The organism is Lysinibacillus sp. UBA5994, assembly GCF_002429725.1.
In the GTDB taxonomy this organism is placed as follows: Bacteria; Bacillota; Bacilli; order Bacillales_A; family Planococcaceae; genus Lysinibacillus; species Lysinibacillus capsici.
In genome coordinates, this window is sequence record NZ_DJAU01000057.1 from 206057 (window position 1) to 222132 (window position 16076).

General features: G+C 36.7%; 14 protein-coding genes. All 14 read right to left on the reverse strand.

Features of this window, described 5'->3' with window-relative positions:
• Positions 1 to 28 precede the first annotated feature (28 nt).
• On the reverse strand, positions 29 to 862 hold the full coding sequence (locus B3D98_RS19910; protein WP_288585537.1) for an SDR family oxidoreductase: 834 nt from the start codon (positions 860 to 862) through the stop codon (positions 29 to 31).
• The gene (locus B3D98_RS19915; RefSeq protein WP_048393955.1) at positions 855 to 1877 is read right to left on the reverse strand and encodes a zinc-binding alcohol dehydrogenase family protein; all 1023 of its coding nucleotides are present in this window, start codon (positions 1875 to 1877) and stop codon (positions 855 to 857) included. Before B3D98_RS19915 ends, B3D98_RS19910 begins: the two co-directional genes overlap by 8 nt.
• A gap of 9 nt (positions 1878 to 1886) precedes the next feature.
• A complete protein-coding gene (gene uxuA, locus B3D98_RS19920) occupies positions 1887 to 2951 on the reverse strand; it encodes a mannonate dehydratase (protein WP_103118982.1) in 1065 nt (354 codons plus the stop codon).
• Positions 2952 to 2964: 13 nt separating this feature from the next.
• Positions 2965 to 3585, reverse strand: a complete 621-nt coding sequence (locus B3D98_RS19925) for a bifunctional 2-keto-4-hydroxyglutarate aldolase/2-keto-3-deoxy-6-phosphogluconate aldolase (RefSeq protein ID WP_054549721.1) — start codon at positions 3583 to 3585, stop codon at positions 2965 to 2967.
• A gap of 12 nt (positions 3586 to 3597) precedes the next feature.
• Complete coding sequence (locus tag B3D98_RS19930) at positions 3598 to 4551, reverse strand: sugar kinase (protein ID WP_054549722.1); 954 nt, start codon at positions 4549 to 4551, stop codon at positions 3598 to 3600.
• A gap of 183 nt (positions 4552 to 4734) precedes the next feature.
• Positions 4735 to 6093 (reverse strand): TraB/GumN family protein, encoded by a 1359-nt coding sequence (locus B3D98_RS19935; protein ID WP_054549742.1) that lies wholly within the window; start codon positions 6091 to 6093, stop codon positions 4735 to 4737.
• A gap of 213 nt (positions 6094 to 6306) precedes the next feature.
• Complete coding sequence (locus tag B3D98_RS19940; RefSeq protein ID WP_066037920.1) at positions 6307 to 6999, reverse strand: stalk domain-containing protein; 693 nt, start codon at positions 6997 to 6999, stop codon at positions 6307 to 6309.
• 166 nt (positions 7000 to 7165) lie between these two features.
• Positions 7166 to 8836: a helix-turn-helix domain-containing protein gene (locus B3D98_RS19945; protein ID WP_054549723.1), complete on the reverse strand. Its 1671-nt coding sequence runs from the start codon at positions 8834 to 8836 to the stop codon at positions 7166 to 7168.
• 135 nt (positions 8837 to 8971) lie between these two features.
• Positions 8972 to 9964, reverse strand: a complete 993-nt coding sequence (locus tag B3D98_RS19950; RefSeq protein WP_288585545.1) for an ABC transporter substrate-binding protein — start codon at positions 9962 to 9964, stop codon at positions 8972 to 8974.
• A 301-nt stretch (positions 9965 to 10265) separates the two neighbouring features.
• Entirely contained in the window at positions 10266 to 10754 is a 489-nt protein-coding gene (locus tag B3D98_RS19955) for a VOC family protein (protein WP_288585548.1), read from the reverse strand.
• Positions 10755 to 11026: 272 nt separating this feature from the next.
• The gene (locus tag B3D98_RS19960; RefSeq protein WP_054549726.1) at positions 11027 to 12319 is read right to left on the reverse strand and encodes a CitMHS family transporter; all 1293 of its coding nucleotides are present in this window, start codon (positions 12317 to 12319) and stop codon (positions 11027 to 11029) included.
• Positions 12320 to 12647: 328 nt separating this feature from the next.
• On the reverse strand, positions 12648 to 13607 hold the full coding sequence (locus tag B3D98_RS19965; RefSeq protein WP_066037916.1) for a tripartite tricarboxylate transporter substrate binding protein: 960 nt from the start codon (positions 13605 to 13607) through the stop codon (positions 12648 to 12650).
• 39 nt (positions 13608 to 13646) lie between these two features.
• Positions 13647 to 14324, reverse strand: a complete 678-nt coding sequence (locus B3D98_RS19970) for a response regulator (RefSeq protein ID WP_054549728.1) — start codon at positions 14322 to 14324, stop codon at positions 13647 to 13649.
• 111 nt (positions 14325 to 14435) lie between these two features.
• A complete protein-coding gene (locus tag B3D98_RS19975) occupies positions 14436 to 16025 on the reverse strand; it encodes an ATP-binding protein (RefSeq protein WP_288585592.1) in 1590 nt (529 codons plus the stop codon).
• Positions 16026 to 16076: the final 51 nt, after the last annotated feature.

The window sequence follows — 16076 nt, forward strand, 5'->3', positions numbered from 1 at the left end:
CCCCTAAATTTGAAATAAATCCCCTTTGTTAAACGCCTGAATAAGCCATAAATCCACCATCAACAGGAATTGTTACGCCAGTGACAAATGCTGAGTATGTATCATCAGCTAAAAATAATAAAGTTCCTAATAAATCTTGTGGTTTTCCAAAACGCTTTTGTGGTGTAGCTGTAATGATTTTTTCTGAACGTGCAGTTAATGAACCATCTTCTGTTAGCAATAAATTACGGTTTTGTTCGGTAATAAAAAATCCAGGTGCAATGGCATTAACACGTAAACCTGCTTCTGCAAAATGCACCGCCATCCATTGCGTAAAGTTATTAATCGCTGCCTTTGCCGCGCTATATGCAGGTACTTTTGTCATAGGGGCATAGGAGCTCATGGATGAAATATTAATAATCGTCCCCTTCGTTCTCAGCAATGCTTCACCAAAAACTTGGGCAGCCAAAAATGTTCCTGTAAAATTATTCGAGAATACGCTTTCAAAACCACTTGGTGTTAATTCAAAGAAATTTGGTGTAGTCGATTGTTCTTTATATACTTCATCAGCAGTAATGGCATCTGGATGATTGCCGCCCGCTCCATTAATCAGTACATCAATTTGACCATATTGCTGTAAAATTGCTTGTCTCGCTGCTATTAACGACTCTTTGTTTAAAACATCCACAGAAAAATTAATTGCTTCTCCGCCATTTTCTGTAATCGATTGGACGACTGCTTCTCCTTTTTGCGCTGTACGATTTAAAATAGCAACTCGCATACCTTGCCTAGCCAATTCCATTGCCATCTCTGAGCAAAGAACACCACTACCACCCGTTACAACAGCCACTTTATTTTGCAATGCTTCATGCACCTTACTCACCTACTTTTAAAATAACTTTACGTACTTCATTTTGGTTTTTTTCTATATATTCAAATGCTTCTTTTGCTTCATGTAATGAGAAAGTATGTGTAATTAAACCTTGATGCTGTAGCTTTCCAGCATCAACAAGCTTCACTACATTTTCAAATTGGAATGTTTGTAAACGTGAGCCTTTTATCGATAATTCCTTTTTCGTAATTGGTAGTGGGGCAAGCTCAATGGCTTCCTCTCCAAAGCTAAGGACTACTACTCTCCCAGCAACTGAAACAGCATCGATAGATTGCTTAAATGTTAGTGGAATACAAACTGCATCAATAGATACATTGACACCTACTCCATCTGTCCATTGGTTAACAGCCTCTAATAAATCTTGCTCGTTTACATTAACAACTACATCTGCACCAAGTTCTTTTGCAAATGAGAGCTTTGCTGGATCCAGATCAGAAATCATCACGCGTGCATCTATTAATTTAGCCATCTTTAAAATACAAATGCCAATCGGTCCGGCCCCTTGAATCAATAGTGTCTCACCAGCCTGTAATTCACCACGATATACTGCCTGCGCGCCAATTGTATAAGGTTCAATTAAGACTGCCTCTTCTAAAGAAGTGTGGTCTGCTACTTTATGCAATTGCTTTTCAGCTACAACAAAACGCTCACGCATGCCTCCATCTTCATGAACACCAAAAACAGAAAGTTGTTCGCAGACATTTGGTTGTCCTTTACGGCAAGCATAGCACTCACCACAATAACGAATTGGTTCGACTACAACCTTGTCACCAGCTTTTAAACCTTGTACGTCTTGACCAACCTCTAACACTCGGCCAGCAACTTCATGCCCAGGTACACGAGGCAATGTCGCTAATGGATTCGAGCCATGATAAATATGCATGTCTGAGCCACAAATACCAACATATTCTGTTTGAACAAGGACATCTGTTGACTTTGTTATTACTGGTTCTGCTACGTCAATTAAAGCCATTTCAAAAGGTTTGATTACTTGTAGTGCTTTCATACACGTCACCTATTTCTTCAGATTTTCATAAGCATCCCAAAGTCCATTTAAATACATAATGCCAAGTGCTCGATCATATAAGCCGTAGCCTGGACGACATTGTTCTCCCCAAATATGACGACCATGATCTGGACGTACATAACCTTCATAGTTTTGGTCATTTAATGTACGTACAATATTTTTAATATCGATTGAACCATCCGATGTAAAATGTGATGTTTCAAAGAAACTACCATTTTCCATAATCTTGACATTGCGGATATGAGCAAACGGAGCACGATATGCATATTTTTCAGCGATGGCTACCATATCATTTTGTGGGTCTGCTCCCATTGAACCTGAGCAGAACGTAAAGCCATTTGCCATGGAATCAGAGATTTTAATTAATTTTTCATAGCTTTCTGCTCCTGTAATAATGCGAGGTAAGCCAAAGATTGAATACGGTGGATCATCTGGATGAATCGCCATTTGAATACCTACCTCTTCCGCAACTGGTAAAATAGCTTGTAAGAAGTAAGTTAAGTTATCCCAAAGTTTAACTTCATCTACTTCTTTGTACTGCTCAAATAATTCTGAAAGTCGAGCTAATCGTTCTGGTTCCCATCCTGGAAGGGTTAAATCCGAAGATGCGCTTACTTCATTCACCAGTTCTTGTGGATCTAAGTTCATGACCTTTTCCTTATCAAAATAGAGAGCCGTTGAGCCATCTTCTAATGGATGGAATAAATCTGTACGTGTCCAATCAAATACGGGCATGAAGTTATAGCAAATAACTTTGACACCCACTTCACCAAGGTTGCGAATAGATTGTTTATAGTTTTCTATATATTGATCACGTGTTGACAATCCTAATTTAATATCTTCATGGACATTGACACTTTCCACGACATCTGTATGGAATCCGAACGATTGAATATAGTCAACTTCATCTTGAATAGCCTCTTTAGTCCACACCTCTCCTGCTGGTAGGTGATGGAGTGCCCAAACAATACCTTTTACATTTGGTATTTGCTTCACATCTTCTAATTTCACTGTATCATTGCCACGACCATACCATCTAAATGTCATATTCATACGTCATTACCTCCTAGTTTGATAGATTTTCGATATATTCTTTGGCACGTTCCACTACACCTGCATAGCCATCTTTTACAAATGCTTTATTTAAATCACTTCCAATCCCAACTGCAACTGCGCCTGCTTCTAACCATTCATTCATATTAGCCAAACCAACACCACCTGTAGGCATAATTGTGATATGTGGTAGAGGCCCTTTAACGGCTTTAATAAAGTTTGGTTCAAATTGATTTCCCGGGAATAGTTTAATAATGTCACTTCCACCTTCAAGTGCTGTCACCATTTCTGTAATGGTCATACAGCCTGGTAAATATGGAATGCTATAGCGATTGCAAAGCCTTGCAATTGCAGCGTTGTAGCTTGGACTAACAACAAATTTAGCACCGTTTAAAATCGCGTGGCGTGCAGTTTCAACATCCAATACTGTGCCAGCTCCAATTATTGCATCGCTATTGCGTAATGCTTTAAAAGTTTCTTCAACAAAAGGCGTTGTATACGTTATTTCAATTGCTCGAATACCACCTGAGATAGCACCTTTTGAAATTTCCGTCGCTTCTTCAGGTGAATTCCCACGAATAACAGCTACAATTTTCGCATCTGACAACGCTTTCAAAATTTCGATTTTTTGCATTCCTGACAACTCCTAACGCTCAATTAGTTTTTCATCACCAATAAATTGCCTTAATTCTTGCAGGGATGGAAGCCCTTCATTATCTCCTTTAATTGTTGCTACCAATGCACCTGCACCATTAGCTAAACGGAGGCGTTCTACGATATCATCACCATTTAAATAGCTATAGACATAGGCAGCATCAAATGCATCCCCTGCTCCAACTGTATCAATGGCACGAATGGAAAATGCTTCTCGATCATACTGTTCAGTGGCTGTATAAACCGTGGCGCCTTGTTCACCTTTTTTCACAATAATTTCATCTATTTTATAACTCTCTTGAACGTCTTTAATTGTACGCCCTTCAAATAAAAGCTCAAATTCATCCTGTCCTGTTAACAGAAGATTGATAGATGGATACACTTTTTCGTATACCGCTCGGGCATCTTCTATAGTCCATAGTTTTAAACGTAAATTTGGATCAAAAGATATTGGAATATTTTTCGCCTGTGCTAAAGTAATTAATTTCAATGCAACTTCAATGTTATGTTCACATACCGCTAAATACACGCCGCTAATATGTAATAGGTCCACATCATCCAGTACTGACTCATCTATACGATCTTCTGTCAGCTCAAGTAAAGGTGATGGGTTGCGGTAGTAAAACGATTTACCTGCACCGTCTTCCCGAATCTCCTTAAAGTAGATAGAAGTTGGAATATGTGGTGTTCGTAAGACATGTGATACATCAATCCCTTCACCACGCGCAAAGTTATAAATTAATTTGCCAAATTCATCGTCTCCAATACAACTAATCCATTTTGCTTCCATATCTAAACGCGTAACACCTATCGCAAAATTTAATTCTGCACCACCCACAGCTCGCTCAAAGGAAGGAACGAAACGTAGAGGACCTGTCTTAGATGGATTAAAAACGACCATTGCATCCCCAATCGTTGCAATTCGTTTATTTCTCAATATGTTCATCCCCTTCACAAGTAAAACGTTTTAGTAAAACGTTTTACTAATACTAACACGATTTTTTTTACGTTGCAACAATAATCCGATTATTTAGATTGTTAGCGTCAAATGACCATTATTGTCTTACATGCATAAAAAAACCTCGTAAAAGACAGAAAATAATCTATCCTTTTACGAGGGCAATCTATTTTATTGATAAAATGGCTTTACCTTGTAGCCGTTTTTCTCTAAATGATAGCGAATATTTTTATCGATTAGGAAGTGACCTGAACCAACAACAACAAAGTACTTACCTTCTTTTTCTTCCAGTACATTCATGATTTTCTTGGCCATTTGTTCATCACGTAGACCAAATAGCATTTCATTAAATTCAGATGATGTACCTTCCATTGCTTGGAAGCTTTTTGCAAACTCTTCAACATTTCCTTGCTTCCAGCTTGTAAACCACTCTTGAAGTACTTCAGATTGATTTTCTTCCGCTGGATGAATGATACTATCCAGTACAGCGACTAATGACTGCTCCTGTGCCTCTGGTGATAATCCTTCAAACATATCAACCTGTGCTCTTGTACCTTCTAATTCAATCACTGGCTTTTGCTGCAACTGTGCATTTAATAAAAAGTAGACATCGATACCGTGCATAGCCATCTCTTGAGGTGTCATACCAAAGGAATCGTCCATAGCTAGCATCGATAATGCACTCGAAAGCATCCACGGCTTTTGAACTGTTAGCTGGTCCATTGGCAGATCATAAAGCTTTGCCACTTGTTCAAGCTTCGCATATGTTTCTGGTGCAACAGCATCTTTCAATGTTGAGCCATCTGTATACATTGCTTTCTCTGAATAGTATTCAAGTGCTTCCGTATCCAAGATATTCGCCTCTACTAGCAGTGCATCAGATTCATCAAATGCCGTTACTAATTTTTTATCGAATGGATATAAGTCTGGTGTTCCTAAATGAATAGAGCCTAATAAGTAGATAAGCGTATCCTCGTCCTCTACTACCCAGGCCACCCCTTTAGAGCCTTGCTCTGCAAGTGCATATGTACTCTGAATGAAACGAACAGCTAGCAAAACAGCCTGTTGAGTGGTTGCCTTTTTCTCTAACTGAAGTCCATTGGGAGAGCCTTGTAATATATTTTGCTCTTTCATAAATTGAACAGCATCTGTACCAACAGGTAAATCATACCGTGCTACAATATTATACAAGCGATTGACAATATCACCACGTGTATTATCGTTTTTCACACTTACTGGTTTGTATTGTTTATTTTCAGCTAAGCCTAGAGAGGCAACCTTCTTTTCTGTTAAAGCTAGTAGTTCATTTACTTTGTCCACTGGAATTTCCTGAAGAAAACCATCGAAGTACCATTCAGTTGAGTAAATCCCGTATTTTTCGCCCTCATTTAATGTTTCTATTGCCCATTCGCTTATCGACGGTACTAGGGGTGTTGTTTGCTCTTCAGCATGAATCACAGGGACAACTGTCGTCAGCATTAATGAGGCACCAAGCAACGCTGCACTCGTTCGTTTCATCATCTTTTTCATCAAATTCTTTTCTCTCCCTTTTCCTATTTTATGTATAAGTATCGTATGAAATTATACCATATACTATCCAACTATTTTATAAGTAAAAGTGTAAATATTGACAAATATGTATTGACATTTCTCTATTTTGAAATAGTTATGAAGAGGTCAAATTTAATAAGACGATGACAAATTATTATGTCATCGTCTTTTTCGTTTATTAGTAGAGAAGGTTTATTGAATAAATTTAGGATCTAATATACCTAAACCACTGCCTTCAAGTTCAAACTTCACTTTTGAAACTCCATCTAAATTAACATGAACCTTTACCTTATCTTTGATTGCTCCACTATCATAAACTAATTTCCCATCTGCGTAAATTTTCAGGAAACCTATTCCGAAGGAATTAGCTGCTAATTTTTTAATTGGTGCCAAATAGGTTTCGAATCCCTTGTAATTTCCATTGGCTAAGTATTCCACTATATGGTCTTGAACTGCGCCTCCCCCATGATAACCACCAAGCTGATAGGATCGCTCAAATTTTTCACCTGTACTAATAATGACAGAGCTTGGATTGTGGAAGAAGTGGTCTTCATCACTTCCAATAGGTTTTACATCTTTTAAAGCGATGAATTTTGGAACATCCCCAATATAAACGGATTTTGTTTTCCCATCCCATGTTACTTTTTCACCTAAAGATTCAGCAATAAATCGCATTGGGACATATATCGTGCCTTGATAATTAAATCCAGATTGACCTTCTGGCGGTACTTTCTCAACCTTATCTACATAATAATTAATTGGATCCTGAAACACGCTAATCTTTTTCATGTCACTTGCTGCTTCCGTTGTTGAAAAGTAGGTAAAAGTCAAACCTCCTACTATAAAAAACCCTAAGTAACTAGTTATTATAAATAGCTTTTTCATAAAATCACTCCTTAAAATAAACATAGATATATGTAATTATACCAGAAATTTCATACAGCCTTTAAAAGATTTTTATATCAGGATATTTTTTAAATTTATTTGTGAGCAATTATACGATTAATGGCAAAAACTCAATCCAATTAATGGATCGAGTTTTACTTTTTAATTATCGAATAACTTTCTTCTTAAAAATAGACGGTAGAACCTCTAATAACCGTTCACGTGTAATGGGATCACAATGATTCCATATAAAATCTATGAAATGAGTCTTACCAGGAGCTAGCTCAATTAACGTGGCGATTTGTGGGCAATGAGTAATCGTTAGTAATTCTTGGGGGGAAGCCAAAATAAAATTACGCTCTCCAGCATAGTGGTTTATTTGATGCTGCTGAATTTCTATCCATGCTCGCCCTTGCTCGATTAGCTGCATTACCTTAGGAATAGGACGAAAGCCAAGAGATTCATACAAGCTTGCAGCCAATCCGGTCTGACACATAACATAATATTTAGTATCTAACTTGAGATAAACAGTAGCCGTCTCCCCAGCAACATAAACATCTGCTAATTGCCTACGTACCAATCTTACTTTGTTCTCATATGTAGAAATCCACTTCTCTGCCGCTTTACTCCGTTCAAATAGTTTAGCGATATATCGTAACCGCTCAAATAGACTAAACTTGCTATTCAGTATAATAGTAGGAGCAATCGCATCTAGTTTCTGCAAATCATGTTCAGGATGAAAATAGCTAAGCAATAATAACTCTGGCTGCAGCTGTGCGATTTTATCCGGATCTACCCAATGCCCAATACTATGAATGTTCCTTAATTTATTGTGATAAACCACGTTATCTTTCATGATTGAGATGGCCGCCCCTATAGGAGGTATGCCTAGAACAAGTAATTCCCCAAGTGTAAATTTGCCATCAGTCACAATACGTGTTGCATCTTTAGGAACATGAATCTTTCTACCAAATGAATCGATAACTGTTCTTTCTGGAGTATGAAGTTGAATGTTTGCATATTCACGTGGGGTGTTTCCGGTTAATTTATGAAAGCATCGACTAAAATAATATTCATCCTTAAACCCAATTTGTCGAGCTATTTTTCTCAATGGCTCAGTTGAATTACTTAGAATTTTTTTTGCCTGGTTTATACGTACATGAGTCAAATAATCCGTCGGCTTTTTACCGGTCAATATTTTAAATTTTTGACTATATTGCCATCTTACCATTCCAGCCATGTTAGCTAATTGTTCAACTGTCAAGTCCTCATCATAGTGCTGTTCTATGTACTGTACAGTTTGTTGAACCAATTTTGTCTTTTCTTCGTGCTGTAACTGGTTAGCTTGTTCATCTAACTGAACCATCATAGCTAGTATTTGCTGAAGTCTACCTTGCAACATGGCCATTTCTAATGTGGATAGAGAGGAACAAAATTGATTATTGTTCGATGCTTCATTTCCTAATACCTGCTTGACTTGAGAAAACAACAGATGATAGGGATAACCATGAAGCAGGGGTGGATGAGCAATTCGGTTCAAAGTCATTCCTTCTACTTCAAAGGTTTCAAAGGTAAAGCGAGCAAGCTGTGCCTCTTTGTTACTTGACTCTACCGTGTAGCTTTGTATAGGCAAAATGAGCGTACAGCTTCCTTGTCGTAGATCGATTGCCATTTTGTCTACATACAGTCGTATGGCAGGACTGAGTGCTATCAATAATGTGCATAAATTTGTTTCATGATTATTTATTCCCTCATTATGGCTAGTAGCTGACATTAATCGATCAACTTGAAATCGATCATAGTGTTGTAGTCTAATATATAAGGATGTCAGATTCATAAGCAACTCTCCAAACATTGAAAATGATTCTCATTATCGTCATTGTAACATATAATGACCCACTATCAACGATTGTTCGAGTATGTGCTATTTAGAATACTAGCTGTTTAAAAATTGATTGGACGGATACAATTTTTACTGTTTGCGCATCCACTCTGGTAGCTTTTGGAACAATTGCTTCAAAGCTAATAAATTATCTGTATTCCATTCATTAGGAACAACATAAACTTTTCCCTTTTTGACAGCAGGCAAAGTTCCCCATATCGGGCTTTGTAGCAGCTGATCAGCTTCTGCTTCACTTTCACTATCCTCTTGTACAATTACAAACAAATGATCACCAGCAAACTCAGGAAGCACCTCTTCTGAAACCTCTAGGAAAGATACCCCTTCTACATCAATAATATTCTTTTGTACTGCTGGTGGGACAGCAAAGCCATTTTTCCCATAAATAATAGCACCTAGGCTACGATCACCCATAACATAAAGCGTCTTTCCTAGCTGATAGAAAACTGTTGCGGTTTCCCCTTCTGTTAATTGAAACTTGTCAAACATTTCTTTAGACTCTGTTTCAAACTTAGCAAGCAATTGAGCTACTTCTTCCTGCTTATCTAGGATATTCCCCATCTCTTTTACTCGTTCTGTATAAGGAAGAGCAGGATTAAAGGGAATCGTAGTAGCGATTTTTGACAATTCTTCATTAAGATTTGGATCCGCCTTGTAATAGCCATTAATAATCAAATCAGGTTTTAAAGTCAAAATCGTCTCTAAGTCAGCAGGATTACCAATATCAACGATCCCTTCAAGTTTGCCTTCATAGTAACTAGGAGAATCTTTAGGAAGATTATTACCAACAACCGGAATATCCATCGCCAAGAAATCACCAATTGTCTGACCAATATAAACGACTCGTTTTGGATTTGCAGGTATTTCAACCTGTTCACCTGTAATCGTTGTATATTGAACAGTTGACTCACTTTCCTCTGCTTTCACATCAAATTGAGTTATTTTCTCGTTTTCCTTTTTCTGCGCATCAGATGTGTTGCCATTAGAACTACATGCCGCTAATATCATTAGCAACAGGAGGAAACTCCCCCATAGTATAATTCGCTTTCCAATATACTGCTTCATATTTGTTGCCCCTTTCAGATTTACCTTTAATTGAAAATGATTATCATTTACAGAGTTATTATAGATTTTATGAAAGGGCGAAACAATGAAAAAAACGCAATAATTTATTTGGATAAATGTCAATAATCAGGATTATGAATGCCTTTTGGTTTTTTTAGTGAAGAATTATTCATTTTTTTATTCTATTTCGACTATATGATCAATTAGAATCTCAAGAGAGAAAATAGTATTAGCTCCCTATAGAAAAAAAGAAACCATTTCAGTGGTTTCTTTTCATATTAACAAGCTGTTGATTACTATTCTATTTTATTTCTTCAGCGAGCTCTAAAATAATTCCTTCTGGCCCACGAACGTAGCATAGTTTATAGGCGTTTTCGTAACTATAAATGTCACTAATAAGTTCTGCGCCCTTCTTTGTCAATTTGTTAACGAGGGCTTCAATATCTTCAACATTGAAGGCAATATGCTGGATACCCAAAGTATTTGCTAAAGGATGCTGGATGCCTATTTCATTTGATGGCGCGTTAAATTTTACTAGTTCAATATTCGTCTCACCGTCTGGCGTTCGCAGCATTACTATTTCTATATTTGCGTCACTATCTGACGTTCGCAATTTTGCAACGTCCTCTTTTGTATCTTGAAGCCCTATTACCCGCTCCATCCTCTTCACCCATTCACCCTCCACTTTTCCTTCCCCTAACACCTCAAGGCCAAAGTCAAGAAAAAATGCTTTCGCTGCAGGAAGATCATTGACGATTATCCCCACATGGTCAATCTTACGGATTTTCATATTTCAAACCACCTTTCTCCTATTTGAATAATTTCTTTTTAATTGCAGAATCCTAAGTCTTAATTATTTTTATCGTATATGATGATTGTCCTTTTTACGAATAAAAACGCTTTAAAACCCCTATCTGAAACATCCTTCTAAACAATTTTTAATTTATGGCGGGTACTCGAATAAGAATAGAAAAAAAGAAGCCCATTAAAATAGGCTTCTCTTACACTTATAAATAAAGAATTTTTACTAGGTAATCTTTTTCACCCCATGAACCGTAGCTTTTAAAGGGGGAAAATCCCCAACACTACACAGACAATAATCATGACAATTGTAGAACCGAATGCCCACTTTAAGAAGATACGTTGTAGTGTTCCGAAATCCTCTCCAACCATTCCTACTAATAAATACGTAGAGGGAACAAGCGGACTTAGAAGGTGTACTGGCATACCTAAAAGAGAAGCTCTACCGATTAGGGCTGGATCAATGCCATAAACTGCTCCTGCCTTTGCAAGTAAGGGCAGTACTCCATAGTAAAAAGCATCATTAGACATAAAAAATGTAAAAGGTGCGCTGAGAATGGCTGTAACAACCGCAAAATGAGAACCCATTGCATCTGGAATATAATGAATCACTGAGTTTGCCATGGCATCTACCATTGATGTACCTGAAAGAATGCCTGTAAATATCCCAGCTGCAAAAACCATAGAAACAACAGATAATGCATTGTCAGCATAATTCGCAACACGTTCCTTCTGATCTTTCAATTTTGGATAGTTTACAGTAATCGCAATCGCAAAACCAAGCATGAATAATGCAACAGGTGGTAATAACTCCATAATTAACGCTACTAAAAGAACAATTGTCAAAGTATAGTTAAAGATAATTAGTTTTGGACGTTTCAAATAGTCATCTTCGACTGTAGCAGCAGACTGAGCTGCCGCTTCATAATCATATTCTATAATACCAATCCGCTTTCTTTCCTGTCTTCCGAACGTAAATGCCATGAACAGAACAAAGATAGCCCCGCCAATCATCGCTGGAATCACTGGTGTAAAAACCTCAGACATTTCCAGATTCAAGGCTGTCATAACCCTTGCTGTTGGTCCTCCCCAAGGTAGAAGGTTCATCACACCCGAAGCTGATACGGCAATACCAGCTAATACAATTGGTCGCATGCCAATTCTTTTATAAAGCGGTAGAAAGGCAGAAATAGTAATCATGTATGTTGTCGTACCATCACCATCTAAAGAAATAAAAAGGGCTAATACGGCTGTTCCGATAGCAATTTTTACAGGATCCCCTTTTACTAACCTAAGAATCGTTTTAATGATTGGATCAAATACACCAGCATCGATCAAAATACCAAAGAAAAGAATTGCAAATAAAATCATAATCCCTGTTGGAGCGACACTTTTAATCCCATCCAACATCATAGGTCCCATTTCACTTCCGAATCCACCAATAACTGCGAACGTAATTGGCACTACAATTAATGCAATCATTGCTGTAAGACGGCCCGTCATAATCAAAATCATAAATACTATTATCATTAAAAAACCTAAAATTGCTAGCATAATACTCCCCCCAAATGCTTTGTGAAGTTATTTATCAATTCGTTAAATAACTAATTTTCCGAATATTACACCTTATAATAAATTAACATCGACCAAATGTAATCGTTTACAAATTAATGTTTATTAATTTCTTTATAGCTATTTTGTACATTTTGTTCACGAAAAGCACTGTATGCCTGTCTATTTTTGATAAACAAAAAAAGAGGCTAACCTTGGACTATGTATTCTCTCCACCATCGTATAAGACGATAGAAAGGAAAACACATAGATCTCAATAGTCAACCTAATAAAGCAAATATATTACTATGCCTAATAAGAGTAAATTTACTCAGTAAATCTCCAATAATTTCTCATATTTCTTATTTTCATCATCAAGAAATCTAGATGTATCTCTACTGTTCATATAAAAATCTTCCCACATATATATCTGTAAAGTTTGTTTCCATTCTTTGGTTTTGACCATTTTTGCAAATGTCGTCTCCCAAAATTCGATTTCCTTTTTTGACATATTAGGTGGTCCCATAATACCGCGCCAGTGTTTAAAAACTACATTTATTCCCTCTTCCTTCCATGTAGGAATTTCTGGGAGCTCCTTTAAACGTTTCTCCGAGGAAATGACAAGCAATTGTACCTGATTCAAATCATAATATTTTTTAGCCTCGGATAATGCCATCGTTGCCACATCTATTTGCTTTTTTAATAATGCATCAACAACTTCATCACTATTCTCATAAACTAAAAAATCTAGTTTTTCAGGATGCACTCCTGCCTGTTTACTCGCTAATACAAAAGAAATTTGATCATCATTGCCTAATCTCGGGGAAACTCCTATTTTATACGCTTGAGGTGTTTCTTTGAGCTCTTCCATTAAACCTTTTGCACTTTTTATTTCTGAATCCTTGGAGACAATTACGACATTCCATTCTGTAGCCAAAGTGGCAATGGGTGTAAAATCTTTGTAGGTTAGCTTACTTTGCCCCAACAAATGATTGGTTATGAGTAGGCTTGAATTCATTGCTAGCACATGTTTTTTTTGTTGTTTAGTATATTTCCATCCTAGCTCTCCACCAGCACCTATTTTATTCAGTACATGAATATCCTCATCAATCAAATTGTTACTCAGTAAAATATCCTGTATGGCTCTTGCTGTTTTGTCCCAACCTCCACCAATAGAGCTTGGGGCAATGAATGTTACTGTATCTGTTATTGCTTCATGCCCCTCATCTTGTGAACAACCAAAGCAAAGCATGACAACAAGCACGAAAATAAACATTATTTTTTTTCTCATTGTTCATCCCTTGTCCTTATTTTTAAGTTAACCTTGTTGTTATTCTTTATAGTAATATTTCCTCTCAGGCCTTCCAACAACTCCATATTCATGTTTTGCCGTACAGACATCAATTGAAACAAGAAACTCTAAATACCTTCTAGCAGTTGTTCGAGATGCACCGATTTGTTCACCCATCTCCTCGATGGAAATACCACCTTTTAGTTCCTTCATTACCTCTTTCACTTTTTCTAAAGTATGACGATCAACACCTGAAGGTAAGTCTTTTTGAGATGAGGACAATTGATTGGCAACACCAAAGTATTGATCAATCAATGTTTGGTCGACCTCATCACGATGACTTAGAAGTTTTTTCTTTTTTTTATATTCTTCCACCGCTTCAACAAATTTCTCCATTGTCACAGGCTTCAACAAATAGTTACTCACACCATATCTAACTGCCGTCTCCAACATCGTTTTTTCTGTTGCAGCAGTCACTATAATAATATCGATTGTTGGATAATGATCGCGAATTTTTGCTAACAAATTTGTTCCAAGATCATCGGGCATATAGATATCCAAAAAAAGCAAGTCAACTTCATATTTCTCTAGTATGTCCATCGTTTCCTTTGCATTCAATGCCTTCTGAACAACCTTTACATCTGGTACTTTATGCAAAAACTGTTCTTGCACTTGTGCAATACGAAAATCATCTTCCGCAATGACAACCTTAATCATTTTTCCCCTCTCCTTCTTTTATCTCCCTGTGCTGACATTTAGAAACCCGACTTAAAGGGAAGTACCTCCAACATCAGTAGTACTATAGATTATCTCATTGAGTAAGCTTCATTATTTCGGTAGAAATACCGTGAAAATGGCCCCACCGTTTTTGTCATTTTTTACTTCTACTGTTCCACCTAAAGATTCTACAATTTGTTTAACATTAAATAAACCGTACCCCCTATTTTTTCCTTTAGATGAACTACGTAAATCAAATATAAAATCTAACATATCTTCTGCAATTCCCTTTCCGTTATCTGCTACTTCTATAATGATATCACTCCCAATTCCTGTAATTGAGAAAGACACCCTTCTCTCTTTTCGATCGGCTACGGCATCAAATGCATTATCAATAAGATTTCCAATGATTGTGATGATATCCGTGATTTCAATGTGACTTGGTAAGACATCTACATAACTATCAGGATCAATTTCAAAGGCAATCTTCTTTTCCGATGCATTGCCCAGTTTCCCTAATAATATAGCTTGAACATTTATATCTTGAATTTGATTAAATAGGATTCGGTTTTGGTGTTGGTGATTGGCTGACTCCTTTTGTATAAATTCAAACGCATCCTGATATCTCTCTAATTGAATTAATCCTGATAATAAGTAAAGTTTATTTGAGTACTCATGCGTTTGTGCACGAAGTCCCTCAGAATATGCGCGAACCTCTGTGATCGTATCAATAAGCTTTTTAAGCTCCGTTTTATCACGAAAACTAGAAACCACACCCATAATCTTTCCATTTTCGATAATGGGAATAAAATTAAAAATAAATACTTTATCATTAATTAATATCTCTACATTATGAATGGGCTTACCTTTCTGTAATACATGATCGATATTAATTGCTGGTAAGACAAATTGAATATGTTCACCAATAGAGGATTCATCCTTGAGGTTCAACATCGAACTAGCAGAATTGTTGATTAAGGTTAAGAAACCCTTTTGATCGATTGCAATGATTCCTTCCTTTACTGATAACAGAATGGCACTTCTTTCTCTATATAGTGAGGAGATTTCATGCGGTTCCAATCCCATAGTATCTTTTCTAATACTTTTGGTTAAAAAAATACCACCAATGATTCCTAAAATTAAAACAATCAGAGAAGCAATGAGAATGGACTTAATTCGTTTATAAATATTTTGAAAGATTTCTTTTTCTGCGTATTCAACCGCTACGGTCCCAATTACACGAGTATATTCTCCATTGTCTGCTATGATAGGAACCTTTCCTATTAAAACAGAACCACTCTCTCGTTCCAATTCAAAATTATTAGAACCACCAAATATTAACCCATAATTATTTGTATGGTCAAAACTCTTCTGACCAACCTGACTTGGGCTTCTGTGCGAATAAATAATCTTCTCCCGATCTTCAATAATAATATTTTCTGCATTTACCTGATCTATTACTTGCTCAGCAATTGGACGAAAACGTAGCTCTAAATCACTTTTCCCAATGGATTCTTTAAGTTCTGGCATAAGAGAGATTGTCATAGCCGTTTGCAATGCCAATTGTTTAACTTGAGTCCTTGCATCGACATATTGTAAATAAGCAAATATACTGGCGAGCAGAAAAACAATAAAAAGAATTAACGTGCTAATCAGTCCCAATATTTTTGTTTGTAATGGTATCTTTTTTTTGTTCAATATACTTAACCTTCACCCTTTTCAACTAGTATAATTCATATAACTTTCATCCTT